Below are 21,641 nucleotides of genomic sequence, written 5' to 3' on the forward strand. Positions count from 1 at the left end.
TTAACCGTTTTTATTACCCACGAATGGCGAGCAATTATCTTAGAGCCTATCCCAGTAGGCGTTATTGGCGCAGCCAGTTTGGACACGGACAGCGCGCAAAAACCGGAGCGTACACGTAGTACGTGAGGATTTTGAGCACTGCCCAGGTCCAAAATGGCAAGTAAAATAGCCCTAATGGGATAGGCTCTTAGTCAGAATACGTTGCCTGCCACATTACGCCACGCGAATTTGTTTTACGGAGAGTTACGGAGTGAAACAATCCCGCCGCGGTGAGCGGCAGGTTGCTTACAAGATGAATGGATCGGCATCGCGCCAGGCTGGAAATTTTTCGCGATAGTCCTGCAAGGCGACGAGAGAAAGATCGGCATCGATACGTGTCGCCTGGTGTGGTTCGGCGGTGGCGATAATGTCGCCCTGGGGATTAATGATCCGGCTATCGCCGCGATAATGTAACCCGTTGCCATCGGTGCCAACCCGGTTGCAGCCTGCGACATAAGCCTGATTTTCAATAGCGCGCGCCGTCAGTAATGTTTGCCAGTGTAGCGAGCGCGGCGCGGGCCAGTTCGCTACATACAGCGCCAGATCGTAATCATTGCGGTTGCGCGACCATATCGGAAAACGCAGATCGTAACAGATCAGCGGCAGAATGCGCCAACCGCGCCACTGCACGATGATGCGTTTATCGCCTGCGGCATAATGTTGATGTTCATCCGCCATACGAAACAGATGGCGCTTATCATAGAGATGAACTTTGCCTTCCGGTTCAACCAGTAAGAAGCGATTTACGGCGCCGCGCTCAGTTTGTAGCGCCGCGCTGCCGGCAATCAGAGCGTCAGTTTGTCGGGCTTTGGCCTGCATCCACGTAATCACGCTATCTTGCGAAAGTGAGTTATTAGCGGCCTCCATCGCGAAGCCGGTGGTAAACATTTCAGGCAGAACAATCACATCCCGGCCAGATACGAGCTCTAGCTGTCTGTCAAAATGACGCAGGTTTGCCGGGCCGTCCATCCAGACTAAAGGTTGTTGCAACAGAGTAATTTTCAAACCAGACACGATCGGAGCTCCTCATTGAACAGCGTCTTTACACTGTAGCATGAGCAATAATAAAAAAGCGGCAAGAAAAAGCCCCGCGAAAGCGGGGCAGGAAAGACACGAGACTGATTATGCGGCTTCGACTTTACGCACTTTCTCCGGCAGCTTTACCGGTTTGGTCGCCAGCGCTTCAGGTTCAAAATCATCAACGTTGATACTGCGCAGGCGGCTCTCTTCCGCTTTCGCCAGGATGGCGGCTTCATCTTTATCTATAAGCCCTTTCGCCAGCGCATTGCGCGCCAGTTCATCCAGACGAGTAAACGGCAGATTTTTACCCAGTTCTTTGCAGATGCGCTGGTGGATAGGGTCGGCAGCGATGACATCACGCAGCGCTTCTTCCAGTAAACCGACCGGATTATGTTCGGCGGGCGTCAGATACTGACCGCGCCCAATGCGTGAACGTGTGGCGTTCGGCACCTGTAGGATCTTCGCCACGGCGTGATCCAGCTTATCAGACGGCGCCAGATAATGACGGCCAGTCGGGAAGATCATCGCGGTGAGCAATCCGGCCACGACGCGGTTCGGGAAGTTCTGCAGCAGATCGTCCATCGCTTGTTCAGCACGATACAGCGCATCCTGTACGCCCCAGTGCACCAGCGGCAGGTCGGCTTCGTGGCGACCTTCGTCGTCGTAACGCTTCAGTACGGCTGAGGCCAGATAAAGCTGACTCAACACATCGCCCAGACGCGCGGAGATACGCTCGCGGCGTTTCAGGCTGCCGCCCAGTACCGCCATTGACACGTCGGACAGCAGGGCCAGGTTTGCGCTCAGTCGGTTCAGATGCTGGTAATAACGCTTCGTGGCGTCGCCGGTTAGCGTATGGCTCGTTAATCCGCGGGTCAGGCCAAGCCAGAAACTGCGGACGGTATTGCTGCCGACATGGCCAATATGTTTAAACAACAGTTTATCAAAGGCATTCACATCATTATTCTGCGCTGCGGCCATCTCTTCCAGTACATAAGGATGGCAGCGAATGGCGACCTGACCAAAGATCATCATGCTACGGGTCAGGATATTCGCGCCTTCCACGGTGATCGCGATAGGCGCGCCCTGGTAAGCACGCGCCAGGAAGTTGCTCTCGCCCAGCATAATGCCTTTACCCCCAGTGATATCCATCGCGTCGATAATGGACTGCTGGCCACGGTGGGTGCAGTGGTACTTCACGATAGCCGACAGTACCGCCGGTTTTTCGCCCAGCATAATGCCGTAGGTGATTAACGATGCGGCGGCATCCATCACATAAGCGTTACCTGCAATACGCGCCAGCGGTTCCTCAATACCTTCCATCTTGCCGATAGAAATTTTGAACTGACGACGAATGTGAGCATAGGCGCCGGTTGCCAGCGCGACGGATTTCACCCCGCCAGTGGAGTTGGACGGCAGGGTAATACCGCGTCCTACCGACAAACATTCCACCAGCATACGCCAGCCTTGTCCGGCCATTTTGGGGCCGCCGATAATATAATCAATAGGCACGAAAATATCGTTACCGCGGGTTGGACCATTCTGGAACGGAACGTTAAGCGGGAAGTGACGACGACCAATTTCCACACCCGGCGTTGAGGTAGGGATCAGGGCGCAGGTAATACCCAGCTCTTCTTCTCCGCCTAACAATCTATCCGGATCGGAAAGCTTAAACGCCAGACCCAACACGGTAGCTATCGGCGCCAGCGTAATGTAACGCTTGTTCCAGGTCAGGCGCATACCCAGCACCTGCTGGCCCTGCCATTCGCCCATGCAAACCACGCCGGTATCCGGAATGGCGCCTGCATCAGAACCTGCTTCCGGGCTGGTCAGCGCAAAGCAGGGGATCTCCTGGCCGCGCGCCAGTCGCGGCAGATAGTGATTCTTCTGCTCTTCCGTACCATAGTGCTGCAACAACTCGCCAGGGCCGAGTGAGTTTGGAACGCCGACGGTGATAGCCAGAATCCCGGAGACGCCGGACAGTTTTTGCAGTACACGGGACTGCGCATAAGCGGAGAACTCCAGTCCGCCGTACTCTTTTTTAATGATCATCGCAAAAAAACGATGCTCTTTCAGATAAGCCCACAGTTCCGGCGGCAGATCCGCCAGTTCATGGGTAATCTGGAAATCGTTCGCCATCCGGCACGCTTCTTCTACCGGACCGTCGAGAAACGCTTGCTCTTCGGCAGTGAGTTGCGGTTGCGGATAGTTGTGCAGTTTTTTCCAGTCAGGCTTGCCCTGGAACAGATCGCCTTCCCACCAGGTTGTACCGGCATCAATCGCTTCTTTCTCAGTGCGCGACATCGGCGGCATGACCTTACGGAAGCCGCGGAACACCGGTGCGGAAATCATTGATTTTCGCATCGGTGTGAGGTTAAACGGCACGAGGATAATGGCCAGAGGAACCAACAGCCAGATGGACCACAGGCCAGCGACGCCAAGTGCGGCGGTCCAGGCGAGCAGAATCAGGCTGCTGAGAAATAAACTCACGCGGTGATAGAACAATGCGCCGAGCAGAACAACCGTAGCGATAATACTCAAAATCATCATAACGAAAAGCTCCCTTGCTTGTAGGAGGTCTGACCACTTGTGATGATTAGGTTGTAGTGGATGTAAAATCTTTTAGCAATGTGTTTACAAAATAATTACAACAAAGCTCACATTGTTGCCGTTTTTGGGGCACGAAAAATCAAAAGCGTGAGGCGTTAATTCGGCTTATGCTTCTCGCCTGTACTGCTATCCGGTACACTGCATACTGTCATTTACATTCATGCTGAAGGATATCCTCATGTACCAGGATCTTATTCGTAACGAACTGAACGAAGCGGCGGAAACGCTGGCTAATTTTTTAAAAGATGACGCCAATATTCACGCCATTCAGCGCGCGGCGGTCCTGTTGGCTGACAGTTTTAAAGCGGGTGGTAAGGTACTTTCCTGCGGTAACGGCGGCTCCCATTGCGATGCGATGCACTTTGCTGAAGAGCTGACAGGTCGTTATCGTGAAAATCGTCCGGGCTACCCGGCAATTGCGATTTCTGATGTTAGCCATATATCCTGCGTCAGTAATGATTTTGGCTATGACTATATTTTCTCTCGTTACGTTGAGGCGGTAGGGCGCGAAGGCGATGTCCTGTTAGGGATCTCGACGTCGGGTAACTCTGGTAACGTGATTAAAGCGATTGCCGCGGCCCGTGAAAAAGGCATGAAAGTGATTACGTTGACCGGCAAAGACGGCGGCAAAATGGCGGGAACGGCGGATATTGAAATTCGCGTACCGCACTTCGGTTATGCCGATCGTATTCAGGAAATTCATATCAAAGTAATTCATATCCTGATTCAGTTGATCGAAAAAGAGATGGTTAAATAAGCCGATAATATTTGCCGGTCTTATCGGGCCTGGAACGTGTAGGCCCGATAAGCGAAGCGCCATCGGGCATTGTGGCGGATGGCGACGCAAGCGTCTTATCCGGCCTACGAGCTGTGCTTTGCTGGTCTTATCAGGCAATTAACCGTTTTAAGGTAGGTGATGTATGTGCGAACTGCTTGGGATGAGCGCCAATGTGCCGACGGATATCTGCTTTAGCTTCACCGGACTGGTGCAGCGTGGCGGCGGAACCGGGCCGCATAAAGACGGCTGGGGAATTACCTTTTACGAAGGAAAGGGCTGTCGCACGTTTAAAGATCCGCAACCGAGCTACCATTCGCCGATTGCGAAACTGGTACAGAATTACCCGATCAAGTCCTGCTCGGTTATCGCCCATATCCGTCAGGCTAATCGCGGTGAAGTGGCGCTGGAAAATACACACCCTTTTACCCGGGAATTATGGGGACGCAACTGGACTTATGCTCATAACGGTCAGCTCAACGGTTATAAGTCGCTGGAAACCGGTAATTTTCGTCCGGTGGGGGAAACCGACAGCGAAAAAGCGTTTTGCTGGCTATTGCATAAATTAACGCAGCGTTATCCCCGCACGCCGGGCAACATGACAGCGGTATTTAAATATATTGCGACACTGGCGACGGTATTACGTGAAAAAGGCGTTTTTAACATGCTGCTGTCAGATGGGCGATATGTGATGGCGTTTTGCTCAACCCATTTACACTGGATCACTCGCCGGGCGCCGTTTGGCGTAGCCACGCTGGTGGATCAGGATATGGAAATTGATTTCAGCTCACAGACCACGCCAAATGACGTGGTTACCGTGATTGCTACCCAGCCGCTAACGGGGAATGAAACCTGGCAAAAGATTATGCCAGGCGAATGGGCGTTATTTTGCCTCGGAGAGCGTATAATTTGAGGCCAGCTGTGGCTGAACGACTTCGTGACTCAACGGTTTGCTCACGACGTAACGTCCATCAACGATAGAAACAGTTGGCGGCTTATGCGTCTGTTCAAAATAATCGTAGCCGGGTTTTAGCTGCGCCCAGAAATCTTTGTAATAAGAATATTTATGACGCTGCATATTGGCGTCGGTCATCCGGAACGGATAAATACTCACCTGTACGCTCGGCTGACCAAAGACCAGCGCGGCGGTGACAAACTGGAAAATCTCATCAATGCCGCTGTCGGTCATGGCATAGCAGCCGACGGAAACACAGGCGCCGTGAATCATCAGATATTTACCATCATAGCCATGCGCGCGATCGTAGGCATTGGGAAAACCAATGTTGATGGCCTTATAAAAACGGCTGTCTGGCTTGAGTTGATTGCGCTGAACGCTGTAAAACCCTTCCGGACTTTTAAAATCGCCCTGACGGCGTTTCGGGCCTAACCCGCCGGAATAGTTGCAAATTTTGTAGCTATCAAGCAACTGGTATTGCTCACCCATTTTGACGTAAAGATCAAGGGTGCGCTCTTCTTTAAAAATCTGAATATAGACCGGTGAGCCCATTAACTGCTGCTTATACTCTTTACTGACCGGCGTGACGGGGCTGCTGCTGCTCAGCAAACCGGCAAATGAGACGCACGGCATCAGAAGCATCGCAAGAAAAAATGCGATTTTACGCATACTGCTTGTTCCTTGATAAAACGGTTACACACGCCAGAACGGCAAAAGAGTCCCCAAATCGGAGTAATCTGGATTTGGAGCGCTCACATTAGCACCACGGCAGTTTTTCGCAAGTCCCCGTGTGTACGTTTACAATTTTCCCGCCGCTTTCGTCGTCATACCTTCGAATATGTCGCATTTTTAACGCGAATGTCTCTTTGCGCGCAATAAAACATACTGTACACTTAAACAGTATTGTGGGGGCGAGCGATGCGCAAAATCATACATGTTGATATGGACTGTTTTTTTGCCGCGGTAGAGATGCGTGATAATCCGGCGTTACGCGATATCCCCATTGCCATTGGCGGGAGTCGTGAGCGAAGAGGCGTTATCAGTACCGCCAACTATCCTGCGCGCCAGTTTGGCGTACGTAGCGCGATGCCGACCGCCATGGCGCTAAAGCTGTGCCCCCATCTCACCTTACTGCCTGGCCGCTTTGACGCCTATAAAGAGGCTTCGCGGCATGTACGTGACATCTTTTCCCGCTACACTTCACTGATTGAACCGCTCTCGCTGGATGAAGCCTGGCTGGATGTGACTGACAGCCCGCACTGTTATGGTTCGGCAACTCTGATCGCCAGGGAGATTCGTCAGACTATTTTCAATGAACTGCAACTCACCGCCTCCGCCGGCGTTGCGCCAGTGAAATTTCTGGCGAAGATCGCCTCCGATCTCAATAAACCGAACGGACAATATGTTATTACGCCAGCCGATGTACCCGGCTTTCTTAAAACGTTGCCGTTAGCCAAAATTCCAGGCGTGGGGAAAGTTTCCGCCGCTAAACTGGAAAATATGGGGTTAAGAACCTGCGGGGATATTCAACAGTGCGATCTGGCGATGCTTCTCAAACGCTTTGGTAAATTTGGCCGGGTATTATGGGAGCGTAGTCAGGGTATTGACGAGCGTGATGTTAACAGCGAAAGGCTGCGTAAATCGGTAGGTGTTGAGCGTACTCTGGCGGAGGATATTCATGAATGGTCGGACTGCGAGGCCATTATTGAACATTTATATCCGGAACTGGAGCGTCGTCTGGCTATAGTAAAGCCCGATTTACTGATTGCCCGACAGGGCGTTAAATTAAAATTTAATGATTTTCAGCAAACCACTCAGGAACATGTCTGGCCGCAATTAAGTAAAGAAGACTTAATTACCACCGCCCGTAAAACCTGGGACGAGCGTCGCGGCGAGCGCGGCGTACGGCTGGTGGGGCTACACGTAACGCTGCTCGACCCTCAGTTGGAACGACAGTTGGTGTTAGGGTTATAAGTCAGGCCATTAATATTTTATCACTATTACGATTGCGCCATCTAAATTTCAGTATTACTATACCCACGTTTTCTCATTCTCAATAACTGCAAAGGAGGTTCATCATGACACTTTATTCTCTGAACGCACTTTGCAGACCTTTCCAGGATTAATTTTCTTTTATTGCCCTGGATTAGTCTGCCATTTCCTGATTTTTTAATTCATATATGGAATGGTATATGGGCAATTATATTCGTCCTTTATCAGATGTGGTATTTTCTATCGCATCAGATAACCTGTGGATCGAAGATTCCGCGATCCAACAATTATATACGACGGCTAAGTTAACCGGTATGAAACGCGTTATCGGGATGCCAGATCTGCATCCGGGGCGTGGCTATCCTATTGGCGCAGCCTTTTTCTCGCGTGGACGCTTTTATCCGGCGCTGGTCGGCAACGATATCGGCTGCGGCATGGCGTTATGGCAAACGGATATTTTAGGGCGTAAATATAACGCCGATAAACTGGAGAAGCGGCTGGCGTCGCTGACTGACGTGGCGGACGCGCAGTGGCTGGAGGAGAATGTCCCCGCCGCAATGCAGCATCATTCGTGGCGCTCTGCGCTGGGTTCCATTGGCGGCGGCAATCATTTTGCCGAGCTGCAGCAGGTCGATCGCATCGTCGATGCTGATTCGTTCGCTTTGTCGGGGTTACAAAAAACGCAGTTATTACTGCTGGTACACAGTGGTTCACGCGGTCTGGGGCAAGCTATCCTGCGTCGTCATGTGGAGGCGTTTTCGCATAACGGTTTGCCGGAAGATAGCGACGATGCGCGCCGCTACCTTGCAGAACATGACGATGCGCTGGCATTTGCCCGCAGTAATCGCGCGCTGATTGCCCGCCGGATACTGCAACAGCTCAGGGCTGAGGGCGAACCGCGGCTGGATGTGGCGCATAACTTCGTTGAACCCTGTACTGTCGCGGGTGAGGCGGGGTGGCTGCATCGTAAAGGCGCTACGCCAGATGGGCAGGGACTGGTGATTATCCCCGGCTCGCGCGGCGATTATAGCTGGCTGGTGAAACCCGTCGTCAGCGAGGAGAGCCTCTTCTCCCTGGCGCACGGCGCGGGGCGCAAATGGATGCGTACCGAGTGTAAAGACCGGTTATCGGCAAAATTTACCCCGCGACAGCTCTGCCGTACCGGGATGGGTAGCCGGGTGATTTGCCGCGATCGCCAGCTCATTTATGAAGAAGCGCCGCAGGCGTATAAATCCATCGATAGCGTTGTGGATTGTCTGGCAGACGCCGGACTGATTACGCCGGTTGCCTGCCTGCGTCCGGTGCTGACGCTGAAAACCTCAGGGGAGAAAAGCGCATGATCTTACTGCAACTTTCTTCCGCACAGGGACCGGACGAGTGTTGTCTGGCGGTAAAAAAAGCGCTGGATTGTCTGACGAAAGAAGCCGCCAGAGAAAAGGTATCGCTGACACGGCTTGAAACAGAGCCGGGACGATTACCAGACACGCTGCGTTCCGCGCTGGTCTCGCTGGACGGCGAAAAAGCCATGGCTTTCAGTGAACGTTGGTGCGGCACGTTACTGTGGATTTGTACCAGCCCGTATCGCCCGCACCATGGGCGAAAAAACTGGTACGTCGGCATTGGGCGCTTTTCCGCCGACGAACACATACAGTCTGATGAGATTCGTTTCGAGACTCTGCGCTCTTCCGGCCCGGGTGGGCAGCACGTTAATAAAACCGACTCGGCAGTGCGGGCCACGCACCTGGTGAGCGGGATTAGCGTGAAGGTTCAGTCGGAGCGCAGTCAACATGCGAATAAGCGTCTGGCCCGGCTGCTGATTGCCTGGCGGCTGGAACAGCAACGGCAAAATGAGTGTGCGGCGTTGAAGTCTGAAAGGCGTCTGTTCCATCATCAGATTGAGCGCGGCAATCCGCTGCGGATATTTAAAGGAATGGCGTTTACGCCACAATAATTCGGTGTTACTGGCGCTGTTATAGGGCTGTCTGGCTATTCGCGTGTAGCCGCAGCGCTATTCAGCGCATCCAGGAGAGCTTATCTGGCAATGGATACCCGATATTCCATATTGATAGCCCGTCCAGAAATGGGACGGGCATTTTAGCGCTTTCTTACTTCGCAGGAATCGCTTTCAGCAATTCGGTCAGCAGAGTCCAGTAGTGGCCGACGCTTTCGATATGCACCTGCTCATCCGGAGAGTGAGGTCCGGTAATGGTCGGCCCAATAGAAACCATGTCCATATCCGGATAGGGTTTCTTAAACAGACCGCATTCCAGGCCGGCGTGGATAATTTGGATGTTCGGTGTCTTGTTGAACAGACGCTGATAGGTTTCCCGCACCAGGTGCATGACCGGCGAGTTCGCATCGGGCTGCCAGCCAGGATAGCTGCCTTTTGCTTCGGTTTTCGCGCCAGCCAGCTTGCCCAGCGAATCCAGCATACTCACCACATAATCTTTACCGCTGTCGATAAGAGAGCGAATCAGGCAGTGAATTTCGACATTCGCATCAGACATTGTGACCACGCCAACGTTCAGCGATGTTTCCACTACGCCTTTCGCCACGTCTGAATTGCGGATCACGCCGTTCGGCGTTGCGTTCAGCAGGCGCACAAAGGTATCGCGTGACGGCGCGGTCAATGCGGCTTTATCACTGGCAACCTCATTGAGTTGCAGCGTCAGGTTTTTCTCTTTTTCCGCCAGTTCGTTTTTCAGAATATCCTGGTAAGCGTTCACTAATGTTTTCAGCGCGCCTACGTTGTCTGCGGCAACGGCGAGGGTAGCGAACGCTTCGCGCGGAATCGCGTTACGCAGCGTGCCGCCGTTGAAATCGATCAGACGCAGATCCAGTTCTTCTGCGTGCCCGGCCAGAAAACGCGCCAGCAATTTGTTAGCATTGCCAAGGCCTAGGTGAATTTCACCACCGGAGTGGCCGCCTTTCAGGCCTTTCAGGGTTAGCTTAAAGCATGCAAATCCTGCGGGTACAGCTTCACGGGTCAACGGCAGATTAGAGGTAAAATCGATGCCGCCTGCGCAGCCCATATAGATCTCACCTTCTTCTTCAGAGTCGGTGTTGATCAGGATGTCGGCCTGCAACCAGCCGGACTGGAGGCCGAACGCGCCATCCATGCCCGCTTCTTCGGTCATGGTCAGCAGCACTTCCAGCGGGCCGTGGACGACATTATCGTCAGCCAGTACCGCTAACGCAGAAGCCATTCCAATACCATTGTCGGCGCCGAGCGTAGTACCGCGCGCTTTAACCCATTCGCCATCAATATAAGGCTGGATAGGATCTGTAGTGAAGTCGTGAACGGTGTCGCTATTTTTTTGCGGCACCATATCCAGATGCGCCTGTAAAACGACCGGCTTGCGATTTTCCATACCTGCAGTGGCGGGCTTACGGATCAGAATATTACCGACCTGGTCGCGATCCACGTAAAGGCCTTTCTCCTTGGCCCAACTCACAATATGTTCCGCGAGTTGCTCTTCGTGATAGGACGGGTGAGGAATAGAACAGATTTTGGCAAAAATATCCCACAAAGGTTGTGGTGATAACTGAGACAGTTCAGACACGATAAGTCTCCTTGGCGGTGGTCTGAAAAACGTTCTTACAGGCCACAGGGTTAGCGGAATTGATAACTCTTACGAGATGCGACTGAGAATACCACTTTCTCCGCCTGCGGGTAGTATAAAGCATACAAAAAGAGGCGTGGATTCCGCTAAACACTGGTTTTTAGCGCGTCAGGTCTCTATAATCTCGCGCAACTATTTCCCCCTCGAACACTTTTTAAGCCGTAGATAAACAGGCTGGGACACTTCACATGAGCGAAAAATACGTCGTCACCTGGGACATGTTGCAGATTCACGCACGCAAACTGGCGAGCCGCCTCATGCCTTCAGAACAATGGAAAGGCATTATTGCCGTAAGTCGTGGCGGCCTTGTACCGGGCGCACTACTGGCGCGTGAATTGGGCATTCGTCATGTCGATACCGTATGCATCTCCAGCTACGATCACGATAACCAGCGCGAACTGAAAGTGCTGAAACGTGCAGAAGGCGACGGCGAAGGCTTTATCGTCATCGACGATCTGGTCGATACCGGCGGCACCGCCGTCGCGATTCGCGAAATGTACCCTAAAGCGCATTTCGTCACGATTTTCGCTAAACCGGCGGGCCGTCCGCTGGTTGATGATTATGTTATTGATATTCCTCAGAACACCTGGATTGAGCAGCCCTGGGATATGGGTGTGGTATTTGTACCGCCGATTTCAGGTCGTTAATCAGCAGCTTTTCAGAGCGCCCGGCAATGCCGGGCGCTGTTTTATTGGTTACAATAAGCCTCTATGAGTATCCAAGGAGGCTGCACGAATGACACAGGCTAACCTCAGCGAAACCCTGTTCAAACCCCGCTTTAAACATACTGAAACGTCTACCCTTGTCCGTCGGTTCAATCGTGGGTCGCAGCCGCCCATGCAATCCGCGCTGGACGGTAAGAACGTCCCGCACTGGTATCGCATGATAAACCGCCTGATGTGGATTTGGCGCGGCGTTGATCCACGAGAAATCCTTGATGTGCAGGCGCGTATTGTGATGAGCGACGCAGAGCGAACGGATGATGATTTATACGATACGGTCATCGGTTACCGCGGCGGCAACTGGATTTATGAGTGGGCAAAGCAGGCGATGGACTGGCAGCAGAAAGCCTGTCAGGAACAGGACGCCATGCGCAGCGGACGCTACTGGCTTCATGCTTCAACGCTCTATAACATTGCCGCCTACCCGCATTTGAAGGGCGATGAGCTGGCGGAGCAGGCGCAGGCGCTGGCGAATCGCGCCTATGAAGAGGCCGCGCAGCGGTTGCCAGGCTCGTTACGTGAAATGGAATTTGCCGTTCCTGGCGGTTCGCCTGTCACCGCGTTTTTACATATGCCGAAAGGGGATGGCCCGTTTCCGACGGTGCTCATGTGCGGCGGCCTGGACGCCATGCAAACCGACTATTACACCCTGTATGAACGCTATTTCGCGCCGCGCGGTATCGCGATGTTAACGCTTGATATGCCTTCGGTTGGATTTTCATCAAAGTGGAAATTAACCCAGGATTCCAGCTTGCTCCACCAGCATGTGTTAAAAGCGCTTCCTAATGTCCCATGGGTGGATCATACCCGTGTTGCGGCGTTTGGTTTCCGTTTTGGCGCCAACGTTGCGGTGCGTCTGGCCTATCTGGAAGCGCCGCGTTTGAAAGCGGTGGCTTGCCTGGGGCCGGTGGTCCATGCGCTACTTAGCGATCCGCAACGACAGAGCACGGTGCCGGAGATGTATCTGGATGTGCTGGCCAGCCGTCTGGGTATGCATGATGCTTCGGATGAGGCGCTGCGTGTGGAGCTCAATCGCTATTCGTTGAAAGTACAGGGGCTACTGGGCAGACGTTGTCCTACGCCAATGCTTTCCGGCTTCTGGAAAAACGATCCTTTCAGCCCGGAAGAAGAGTCTCGCTTAATTACAACATCATCTTCAGACGGTAAGCTGATAGAGATCCCTTTTAACCCGGTGTACCGCAATTTTGACCGCGCGCTGCAAGAAATTACCGACTGGATTAATCATAGATTGTGTTAATAGATTGATAAATTCTATTGATTTGGTAAAACAGTTGCTTCATTAAAGGAGATCGCAATGACGTTACCGAGTGGACACCCGAAAAGTAGATTGATCAAGAAATTTACCGCGCTTGGCCCCTATATCCGGGAAGGGCAGTGCGAAGACAATCGTTTTTTTTTCGATTGCCTGGCAGTTTGCGTCAACGTGAAGCCCGCGCCAGAGAAGCGTGAATTTTGGGGCTGGTGGATGGAGCTGGAAGCACAAGAGAAACGCTTCACTTATCGTTATCAGTTTGGTTTGTTTGATAAAGAGGGCAACTGGACCGTAGTGCCGATTAACGAAACCGAAGTGGTGGAGCGACTGGAATACACGCTACGCGAGTTTCATGAAAAACTACGCGACCTGCTGATTTCTATGGAGCTGGCGCTGGAGCCGTCTGACGATTTCAACGACGAGCCGGTAAAACTGTCGGCATAACCCTGCTGCCATGCCTGATGGCGTAGCGCCATCAGGCACAATGCGACTTATCAGAACTGGTAGGTCAACCCTATTGCCACAATATCATCGTCATTAATGCCTAACGTGTTATCGCTATCAAGCTGATTGATTTTGTAATCTACAAACGCGGACATATTTTTGTTGAAATAATAGGTTGCGCCAACGTCAATGTAATTCACCAAATCCTCACTGCCGACGCCCTCAATATCTTTGCCTTTTGACAGCACATAGCCTAATGACGGACGCAGACCAAAATCAAACTGATACTGGATAACTGCCTCGAAGTTTTGGGTTTTATTGGCAAATCCGCCGGAAACTGGCGTCATGTTGCGGGTTTCTGAATAGAAAGTCGCCATATAAATATCATTCGCGTCATACTTAACACCCGTAGCCCAGGCTTCGGCTTTATCGCCCGTACCGCGGCGCTGCAGATTTTGCTCCCTGGTGCGATCGGAGAGAGTATAAGCGCCGCTGACGGCAAAATCACTGCCGCCGAAATCATAGCTCACGGCAGTACCGAAGCCGTCGCCGTTTTGCTTTTTCACATCGCGATCTTCGTTTTTCCCCTGATACTGTAAGGTAAGATCCAGTCCATCAACGATGCCGAAGAAATCGGTATTGCGGTAAGTCGCCAGCCCGCTGGCGCGTTTAGTCATAAAATTATCGGTCTGGGCGGAAGAGTCGCCGCCGAATTCGGGAAACATATCCGTCCAGGCCTCAACATCGTACAGCGCGCCCAGGTTACGTCCATAGTCAAAAGAACCGATATCTTTTAATTTCAGGCCAGCAAAGGCCAGGCGGGTTTTTTGCTGGGACGAATCACTTTCGGCTTTATTACCGGCAAACTCAGCTTCCCAGCGCCCGTAGCCGGTCAATTGATCGTTAATTTGCGTTTCGCCTTTAAAACCAAAACGAACGTAGCTTTGATCGCCATCTTTGCTGTCATAATCGCTCATATAGTGCATGGCTTTAACTTTTCCATACACATCAAGCTTATTACCGTTTTTATTGTAAACCTCGGCGGCGTGAACAGATGCTGATGCGATGATACTCACCACTATTGCCAGAGTGCTCTTATTCATTTCCATTCCTGTTTTAATTACGCGCTATGATTTGTCGGGAGACCCGGTAAAAAACAGGAAGGTTTTTAACGTTCGGTAATGAAAGATTTATGACAAAGTGAGAATTTTTTTAAAAAAATATGTTTAATTGTTGCGGTAATAAAATGGTCAAATTCCGCCGCTACGCTTGCTGATCCTGCGCAACAAAATTTCACGCTACGCGTACAGGTTGTTGGCAACCGGAGCCAGTCCTGCTAAAACGTTCATTTGGTCTTTATTTCTTATTTTGAACGGCAGAGAATCATGAGTGACAGCCAGACGCTGGTCGTAAAACTCGGCACCAGCGTGCTAACAGGCGGATCGCGCCGCCTGAACCGTGCCCATATCGTAGAACTTGTCCGCCAGTGCGCGCAGCTACACGCTGCGGGACATCGTATTGTTATTGTTACCTCTGGCGCGATTGCCGCCGGGCGTGAACATCTCGGCTACCCGGGACTGCCGGCAACGATCGCCTCTAAACAGCTTCTGGCGGCGGTAGGGCAAAGCCGCCTGATTCAACTGTGGGAGCAGTTGTTTTCAATTTACGGTATCCATATCGGGCAGATGCTGTTGACGCGTGCGGATATGGAAGACAGAGAGCGCTTTCTGAACGCCCGCGATACGCTGCGTGCATTACTGGATAACCATATTGTGCCGGTTATCAATGAAAATGATGCCGTTGCGACAGCGGAAATTAAAGTGGGCGATAACGATAACCTCTCCGCGCTGGCGGCGATCCTGGCAGGCGCGGATAAACTGCTGCTGCTGACCGATCAGCAAGGATTATTTACCGCCGATCCGCGTAGCAATCCGCAGGCGGAGCTTATCAAAGATGTGTATGGCGTTGACGATGCGCTGCGCTCTATCGCGGGAGACAGCGTTTCCGGGCTGGGAACCGGTGGTATGAGCACTAAGCTTCAGGCGGCAGACGTGGCCTGTCGCGCGGGTATTGATACGATTATTGCCTCAGGCAGTAAACCGGGCGTGATCGGCGATGTGATGGAGGGGATTTCCGTCGGCACCCGTTTTCATGCGCAAGCCTCGCCGCTGGAGAACCGCAAACGTTGGATCTTCGGCGCGCCGCCGGCAGGTGAAATTACGGTTGATGAAGGCGCGACCGCGGCAATGCTGGAACGTGGCAGTTCACTTCTGCCAAAAGGCATCAAAAGCGTGACGGGCAATTTCTCGCGGGGGGAGGTCATCAGAATTTGTAACCTGCAAGGGCGTGATATTGCTCATGGCGTCAGCCGTTATAACAGTGATGCTCTGCGGCGGATAGCCGGTCACCACTCTCAACAAATCGATGCGATTCTGGGCTATGAATATGGCCCGGTCGCTGTTCATCGTGATGACATGATTACTCGATAAGGAACAGGCATATGCTGGAACAAATGGGCATTGCTGCTAAAGCGGCGTCGTATAAGCTGGCGCTGCTCTCCAGCGGCGAAAAAAATCGCGTGCTGGAAAAAATAGCCGATGAACTGGAAGCGCAAATGGAAAGTATCCTCAGCGCGAACGTACAAGATGTTGAGCAGGCGCGAGCCAACGGCCTGAGCGAAGCGATGCTGGACCGCCTGGCGCTGACCCCTGCGCGTCTGAAAGCGATTGCTGACGATGTGCGCCAGGTCTGTAATCTCGCCGACCCGGTCGGGCAGGTGATCGACGGCGGTCTGCTGGACAGCGGGCTACGTCTGGAGCGCCGCCGCGTGCCGTTGGGCGTGGTTGGCGTTATCTATGAGGCGCGTCCGAACGTTACCGTTGATGTGGCTTCTTTGTGTCTGAAAACCGGTAATGCGGTGATTCTACGCGGTGGGAAGGAGACGCATCGCACGAATGCCGCAACCGTTCGTGTCATTCAGAAGGCGCTGAAAGCTTGCGGTTTACCGGAGGCGGCGGTTCAGGCGATTGATAATCCGGACCGTTCGCTGGTCAATGAAATGCTGCGTATGGATAAGTACATCGATATGCTGATCCCGCGCGGCGGCGCAGGCTTGCATAAACTGTGCCGCGAGCAATCCACCATTCCGGTGATTACCGGCGGGATTGGCGTGTGCCATATTTTTGTTGATAGCAGCGCAGACATCGCCCCGGCGCTGAAGATTATTGTCAACGCTAAAACCCAGCGCCCGAGCACCTGTAACACGGTGGAAACCTTGCTGGTGCATCAGGACATCGCAGAACGCTTTTTGCCTGCGCTGAGCAAGCAGATGGCGGAGAGCGGCGTGACGTTGCATGGGGATGAAACCGTCATGCAGGTACTGCATGGCCCTGCCAAACTGGTGCCGCTGAAACCGGAAGAGCTGGATAACGAGTTTCTGTCTCTGGATCTGAACGTTGTGGTGGTCGAAAATATGGATGGCGCTATCGCCCACATTCGCGAACATGGTACTCAGCACTCCGATGCGATTTTGACGTGTGATATGCATAATGCTGCGCGTTTTGTGAACGAAGTGGATTCCGCTGCGGTTTATGTCAACGCCTCTACCCGTTTTACCGACGGCGGGCAGTTTGGGCTTGGCGCAGAAGTGGCGGTCAGCACGCAGAAATTACATGCCCGCGGTCCGATGGGGCTTGAAGCGCTTACCACCTATAAGTGGATCGGCTTTGGCGATGGTACGATTCGTGCGTAATTAATGACGAGCGGTGCAAAAATAGCCGGTTGAGTAGCAAGGCTATTGACGCACCGCCCGGTTAGTTTTAACCTTCTACCCCGTGATTCACCCGCGTGAACACACCCTTCTCAGGGCCGATATAGCTCAGTTGGTAGAGCAGCGCATTCGTAATGCGAAGGTCGTAGGTTCGACTCCTATTATCGGCACCATCTCAAGTTCCTCAAACGTCCGTATTCATCCATAAATACACTGATTTATAACGACTTTATTGCTTTTTTGTCCATCACCGTCCGTAACCATCCAGTAGAATCCGACACTGAATGTGTATAGGATTGTGTATATGTTCCTGTTCGGTCTTGGATTCCTATCCACATGCCTTTAAACGATATGCAGATTCGCCGCGCTAAGCCTGAAACTAAAGCCTATACACTCGGAGATGGGCAAGGGTTGTCATTGCTAATTGAACCTAATGGAAGCAAGAGCTGGCGGTTCCGTTATCGTTTTGCCGGTAAGCCAAAAATGATCTCGCCGGGTGTGTATCCGACGATCACACTTGCAGATGTCAGTTCTCGTCGTGATGATGCCCGAAAACTTGTGGCAGAAGGAAAGAGCTGTGATCCTACCCGCGTAATATGGGCACAACCCTAAGCGAGGTTCTGGTTTTCAAATTGTTCCGGACTGAGACCGCCACAGGCACTGTGACGACGCCACCGATTGTAATCACACTCACTATAATTAAACACTGCTGTCCGCATTATTTCCCGGCTGACAAAGTCCTCTCCGTGGATACATTCCACCCTCAGCGTATGGAAGAAGCTTTCCGCACAGGCATTGTCGTAACAACAACCTCTGGCGCTCATACTTCCCCGCAGATTATGGCGTTTCAGTAAGCTCTGGTAATCCGTTGAACAGTACTGACCGCCTCTGTCTGTATGCACGATGACATTTTCCGGACATTTACGCCGCCACAGCGCCATCTGTAACGCATCGCAGGCAAGCTGTGCTGTCATCCGCGAGGACATCGACCAGCCAATGACTGACCGCGACCACAGATCGATAACCACGGCCAGATAAAGCTAGCCTTCACCAGTGCGAAGATACGTGATGTCACCCACCCACTTCTGATTCGGGCCGCTGGCGTAAAAGTCCTGCTTCAGCAGATTCTCTGAGACTGGCAGATCATGTTTGCGGTAACTGACCGGACGGAACCGGCGCGAGGCTTTCGCCCGCAGCCCCTGCCGACGCAGGCTGGCCGCCACGGTTTTCACGTTGAACTGGTAACCCTGAGCACGAAGCTCATCCGTCAGGCGTGGCGCACCATAGCGTTGTTTTGCGTCACTGAATGCTTCCCGGACGACGTTATCACAGACAAGGCGGAACCGCTGACGCCGGTTTATCTGATGACGACGCTGATGCCAGACGTACCAGCCGCTACGGGCAATCTGAAGTACACGGCACATGGCTTTGATATTGAACTCAGCCTGATGTTTTTCGATGAAGACATACTTCATTTCAGGCGCTTCGCGAAGTATGTCGCGGCCTTCTGGAGAATGGCCAGTTCCTCATCCCGTTCTGCCAGTTGACGTTTCAGACGGGCGATCTCAGCGGACATCTCCTGCTCGCGTTCAGAAGAAGAGAGCTGATTTTGCTGTTTGCTTCGCCAGTTGTGGAGCTGTGATTCATACAGGTTAAGTTCGCGGGCGGCAGCGGCCACCCCAATGCGTTCAGCCAGTTTCAGGGCTTCCTGACGAAATTCAGGCGTGTGCTGCTTGCGTGGCTTTTTGGTGGTTGATGCTGGTTTTGTCATGTGAGTCACCTCTTACTTGTGAGTTTACTCACTTAGTCGCGTGTCCACTATTGCTGGGTAAGATCAATGGCCTCGCTGACCAGTCATGACATGAACGCCGTGCATATCCAGGATCTTCTTGCGGTGGATACGTTTATTCCCCGCGCGGTACAGGGTGGCATTGCCGGGGAATGTTCAATGGAAAACGCCGTTGGCATTGCGGCGATGGTGAAATCCGATCGCTTACAGATGCAGGCTATCGCCAGCGAGCTAAGCGCCCGGTTAAATACCCCAGTTGAAGTCGGTGGTGTGGAAGCCAACATGGCTGTGGCTGGCGCGTTAACGACGCATGGATGCGCCGTGCCGCTGGCGATCCTCGATTTAGGCGCAGGATCCACCGATGCCGCCATTATCAATAACGATGGCGCAGTACGGCGTTGTCGCCGGGCAGGGTAATATCCGTGGTACTGAAGGCCCGCGCAATGCGGTAGCGACCGGGCTGGTTTTAGCCGGAGAAGCCAAAAAATAGTGCAGAAAACAGCCGCGCAAGCGTTTAGCTGCGGGGTAAGTCAAAGAAAGGCGATGTTCTCTTTGATATCCCGGCGGAGTTGGGTACATAGTATCAAGGTGTCTCTCACGTGGTTAATTTTAAGGATAAGAGCATGCCAACAGCAATTGAAAAAGCCTTGGATTTTATTGGTGGTATGAACACTTCGGCGTCAGTGCCCCATTCAATGGATGAAAGCACCGCTAAGGGAATTCTAAAGTATTTGCATGACTTAGGTGTGCCAGCGAGTCCGGAAGTTGTGATGGCACGGGGTGAGCAGGAGGGATGGAATCCTGAGTTCACGAAAAAAGTGGCCGGATGGGCAGAAAAAGTCGCCTCCGGTAACCGCATCCTTATCAAAAACCCAGAGTATTTTTCGACCTATATGCAGGAGCAGCTCAAAGAACTCGTGTGAGCTGACTATCGAATAAAACGCTAACGGACGTTTCCATCTAAGGATGGCGGCGTCCAGAAGGGGTTGCCAGTGACAATTTTGGACTGCCGATTCATTTCTTTTCGTCAAATTAATGTCTATATATTTATTGAATAAATATATAGTTCATAACTTACTACGTTGCCATTACCGCGTCATTCTTAGATGATCTACATTTCATAAAACACTTGATTCCATTTTGTCTCTATTAAGAAAAATAAAATGTGAACGCTGTCAATTCTACAAACGTAAAAGATAAATATTGTATACACGGATGTTTGTTGGCAAACAGGCAGATGGCAATCAGGATCTTTTACGGAACATTGTGTATGAAAAATAATATTGAAGAGACAATAGGTAAGTACTTGCCTATTTTAATGATATTACCTCTGGCGGGTTTGGCAGAGTTAGCTTCTTTATATTCAATCCAGGCTTTATTACCAAAGTTAAGTGAGGTTTATAATATCCCATTGAATCAGGTAGGGATGATTTTGTCTGCTGAGGTGGGGTTTCTGGCATTAGCCATGTTATTTAGCGGCACGTTATCTGACCGTTTTGGGCGAAAGCCAATCATTTTTTATTCGTTGCTGGCAGGAGGTATTTTAACTCTATTGTGCGCAACTGCATCATCATGGCCGATGCTGGTGGTATACCGCGCTTTGCTCGGCATTGCAGTAAGTGGTATTACGGCGGCCGTTACAGTCTATATCAGTGAAGAAGTCTCTCCTGCTTTGGCAGGGATTGTTACTGGATATTTTATTTTTGGCAATTCGCTAGGGAGTATGTCTGGTCGTGTGTTTGCAACTTTGATGATGGAGCATGTATCTATAGATACGATTTTCTTTATCTTCGGTGGTGTTCTGATTGCTATGGCACTCGCGGTGAAGTTGTTTCTCCCAACATCCCGACAGTTTGTTCCTACACCTTCACTACAGCTTGGTGCAGTGTTGAAAGGCGGGTTGGAACATTTTAAGAATATCCGCGTATCATTATGTTTTGTCATTGGATTTATTCTTTTCGGCTCTTTTACGTCCATCTTTAATTTTCTGGCGTTTTACCTGCATCGACCGCCTTATGAGCTGAGCTACACCTGGATAGGTTTGATTCCAGTTAGCTTCTCATTAACTTTTTTTCTTGCGCCATATGCTGCCCGTGTCGCGTTGAATATTGGGTCGATGAATGCGCTCAGTATGCTGATCATCTGTATGATGGTCGGTGCATTTCTCACGCTAATCGCCCCTTCTCTGTGGGTTTTCATTTCAGGTATCGTTTTACTGTCAGTCGCATTTTTCTCTGCTCATTCCACCGTATTAGCCTGGGTCAGTTCACGGAGTCCAAACGCAAAAGGACAGGCGACATCGTTTTATCTGCTTTGCTACTACGCTGGCGGTGCAGTAATGGGGTATTTAAACGGGTATCTTTTCTCCTGGCAGGGATGGAATGCTATTGCGGCATCATGTCTGATGATGCTGGGGATAGGATTATTTATCTGCCGGTTTATTTTCGCAAAATATGAGAAACAACCGCAAATCAAAAAACAGTCAGTTCAGGAGAGTTTCTGATTATAGACACGAAGTGTGTTTTTATACTTTCCATAATGGAATCATCATTTTTTCATTAATGTGTCACTATAGCTAAAAGCTTAAATTGTGAATATTTGGCTACCCGGATATTCGTTGCTCCAGGAATATA

The 21,641-nt window shown here is 51.6% G+C and carries 18 protein-coding genes, 1 tRNA gene and 3 pseudogenes; 16 read left to right on the plus strand and 6 right to left on the minus strand.

Translation table 11 applies throughout. From position 1 onward, the window contains the following. Positions 1-285: 285 nt before the first annotated feature. Both ACFK9X_RS05960 and fadE read right to left on the minus strand, forming a co-directional pair. Positions 286-1,053 carry an amidohydrolase gene (locus ACFK9X_RS05960; protein WP_023200511.1) on the minus strand — a complete coding sequence of 256 codons (768 nt, stop codon included), beginning with the start codon at positions 1,051-1,053 and terminating at the stop codon, positions 286-288. Positions 1,054-1,161: 108 nt separating this feature from the next. Further along, positions 1,162-3,606: an acyl-CoA dehydrogenase FadE gene (gene fadE, locus ACFK9X_RS05965; RefSeq protein ID WP_151115853.1), complete on the minus strand. Its 2,445-nt coding sequence runs from the start codon at positions 3,604-3,606 to the stop codon at positions 1,162-1,164. Positions 3,607-3,844: 238 nt separating this feature from the next. On the opposite strand from fadE, the gene lpcA reads away from it, so the two are divergent. Then, positions 3,845-4,423 (plus strand): D-sedoheptulose 7-phosphate isomerase, encoded by a 579-nt coding sequence (gene lpcA, locus ACFK9X_RS05970; protein ID WP_000284051.1) that lies wholly within the window; start codon positions 3,845-3,847, stop codon positions 4,421-4,423. Between the two features lie 163 nt (positions 4,424-4,586). Then, positions 4,587-5,354 (plus strand): class II glutamine amidotransferase, encoded by a 768-nt coding sequence (locus tag ACFK9X_RS05975; RefSeq protein WP_000333387.1) that lies wholly within the window; start codon positions 4,587-4,589, stop codon positions 5,352-5,354. On the opposite strand, the gene dpaA is transcribed toward ACFK9X_RS05975, so the two are convergent. Then, on the minus strand, positions 5,325-6,065 hold the full coding sequence (dpaA, locus tag ACFK9X_RS05980; protein ID WP_001225658.1) for a peptidoglycan meso-diaminopimelic acid protein amidase: 741 nt from the start codon (positions 6,063-6,065) through the stop codon (positions 5,325-5,327). The two genes, ACFK9X_RS05975 and dpaA, sit on opposite strands and share 30 nt — an antisense overlap. 249 nt (positions 6,066-6,314) lie before the next feature. Here dpaA and dinB point away from each other — a divergent pair, with 249 nt between their 5' ends. The 3 genes from dinB (at position 6,315) to prfH (ending at position 9,339) form a co-directional block, all read left to right on the plus strand. After that, a complete protein-coding gene (dinB, locus tag ACFK9X_RS05985; protein ID WP_023200510.1) occupies positions 6,315-7,370 on the plus strand; it encodes a DNA polymerase IV in 1,056 nt (351 codons plus the stop codon). Positions 7,371-7,588: 218 nt separating this feature from the next. Continuing rightward, positions 7,589-8,728: an RNA ligase RtcB family protein gene (locus ACFK9X_RS05990; RefSeq protein ID WP_000528901.1), complete on the plus strand. Its 1,140-nt coding sequence runs from the start codon at positions 7,589-7,591 to the stop codon at positions 8,726-8,728. Further along, on the plus strand, positions 8,725-9,339 hold the full coding sequence (prfH, locus tag ACFK9X_RS05995; protein WP_000602087.1) for a peptide chain release factor H: 615 nt from the start codon (positions 8,725-8,727) through the stop codon (positions 9,337-9,339). Before ACFK9X_RS05990 ends, prfH begins: the two co-directional genes overlap by 4 nt. Positions 9,340-9,493: 154 nt before the next feature. On the opposite strand, the gene pepD is transcribed toward prfH, so the two are convergent. After that, on the minus strand, positions 9,494-10,951 hold the full coding sequence (gene pepD, locus ACFK9X_RS06000; RefSeq protein ID WP_001292977.1) for a cytosol nonspecific dipeptidase: 1,458 nt from the start codon (positions 10,949-10,951) through the stop codon (positions 9,494-9,496). 248 nt (positions 10,952-11,199) lie between these two features. Here pepD and gpt point away from each other — a divergent pair, with 248 nt between their 5' ends. From gpt to crl, 3 genes are all read left to right on the plus strand, one after another. Next, positions 11,200-11,658 (plus strand): xanthine phosphoribosyltransferase, encoded by a 459-nt coding sequence (gene gpt / locus ACFK9X_RS06005; RefSeq protein WP_001292018.1) that lies wholly within the window; start codon positions 11,200-11,202, stop codon positions 11,656-11,658. Between the two features lie 88 nt (positions 11,659-11,746). After that, entirely contained in the window at positions 11,747-12,991 is a 1,245-nt protein-coding gene (frsA, locus tag ACFK9X_RS06010; protein WP_000189588.1) for an esterase FrsA, read from the plus strand. A gap of 57 nt (positions 12,992-13,048) precedes the next feature. Then, entirely contained in the window at positions 13,049-13,450 is a 402-nt protein-coding gene (gene crl, locus ACFK9X_RS06015) for a sigma factor-binding protein Crl (RefSeq protein ID WP_000174696.1), read from the plus strand. A gap of 50 nt (positions 13,451-13,500) precedes the next feature. Here crl and phoE read toward each other — a convergent pair whose 3' ends face one another. Continuing rightward, positions 13,501-14,553, minus strand: a complete 1,053-nt coding sequence (phoE, locus tag ACFK9X_RS06020) for a phosphoporin PhoE (protein ID WP_053445587.1) — start codon at positions 14,551-14,553, stop codon at positions 13,501-13,503. Between the two features lie 282 nt (positions 14,554-14,835). Between phoE and proB the strand changes: the two genes are divergently transcribed. The 4 genes and pseudogenes from proB to ACFK9X_RS06040 form a co-directional block, all read left to right on the plus strand. Further along, on the plus strand, positions 14,836-15,939 hold the full coding sequence (gene proB / locus ACFK9X_RS06025; RefSeq protein WP_151115855.1) for a glutamate 5-kinase: 1,104 nt from the start codon (positions 14,836-14,838) through the stop codon (positions 15,937-15,939). 11 nt (positions 15,940-15,950) lie between these two features. Further along, complete coding sequence (gene proA / locus ACFK9X_RS06030; protein WP_000893225.1) at positions 15,951-17,201, plus strand: glutamate-5-semialdehyde dehydrogenase; 1,251 nt, start codon at positions 15,951-15,953, stop codon at positions 17,199-17,201. A gap of 115 nt (positions 17,202-17,316) precedes the next feature. After that, a tRNA-Thr gene (locus ACFK9X_RS06035) sits at positions 17,317-17,392 on the plus strand. A gap of 163 nt (positions 17,393-17,555) precedes the next feature. After that, positions 17,556-17,810: pseudogene (locus tag ACFK9X_RS06040) on the plus strand (Arm DNA-binding domain-containing protein); the annotation flags it as partial. Positions 17,811-17,827: 17 nt separating this feature from the next. On the opposite strand, the pseudogene ACFK9X_RS06045 reads toward ACFK9X_RS06040, so the two are convergent. Then, positions 17,828-18,990 (minus strand): annotated as a pseudogene (locus tag ACFK9X_RS06045) (IS3 family transposase). Positions 18,991-19,056: 66 nt separating this feature from the next. On the opposite strand from ACFK9X_RS06045, the pseudogene ACFK9X_RS06050 reads away from it, so the two are divergent. From ACFK9X_RS06050 to ACFK9X_RS06065, 4 genes and pseudogenes are all read left to right on the plus strand, one after another. Beyond that, positions 19,057-19,422 (plus strand): annotated as a pseudogene (locus ACFK9X_RS06050) (diol dehydratase reactivase ATPase-like domain-containing protein); the annotation flags it as partial. Continuing rightward, complete coding sequence (locus ACFK9X_RS06055; protein ID WP_021294037.1) at positions 19,391-19,498, plus strand: diol dehydratase reactivase ATPase-like domain-containing protein; 108 nt, start codon at positions 19,391-19,393, stop codon at positions 19,496-19,498. The pseudogene ACFK9X_RS06050 and the gene ACFK9X_RS06055, both read left to right, overlap by 32 nt. Before the next feature lie 109 nt (positions 19,499-19,607). Then, positions 19,608-19,931, plus strand: a complete 324-nt coding sequence (locus tag ACFK9X_RS06060) for a DUF1889 family protein (RefSeq protein WP_001573898.1) — start codon at positions 19,608-19,610, stop codon at positions 19,929-19,931. A 341-nt stretch (positions 19,932-20,272) separates the two neighbouring features. Then, positions 20,273-21,511 carry an MFS transporter gene (locus ACFK9X_RS06065; protein ID WP_077910630.1) on the plus strand — a complete coding sequence of 413 codons (1,239 nt, stop codon included), beginning with the start codon at positions 20,273-20,275 and terminating at the stop codon, positions 21,509-21,511. Positions 21,512-21,641 lie beyond the last annotated feature (130 nt).

This window comes from Salmonella sp. WC3 (assembly GCF_042932255.1).
GTDB lineage: Bacteria > Pseudomonadota > Gammaproteobacteria > Enterobacterales > Enterobacteriaceae > Salmonella > Salmonella enterica.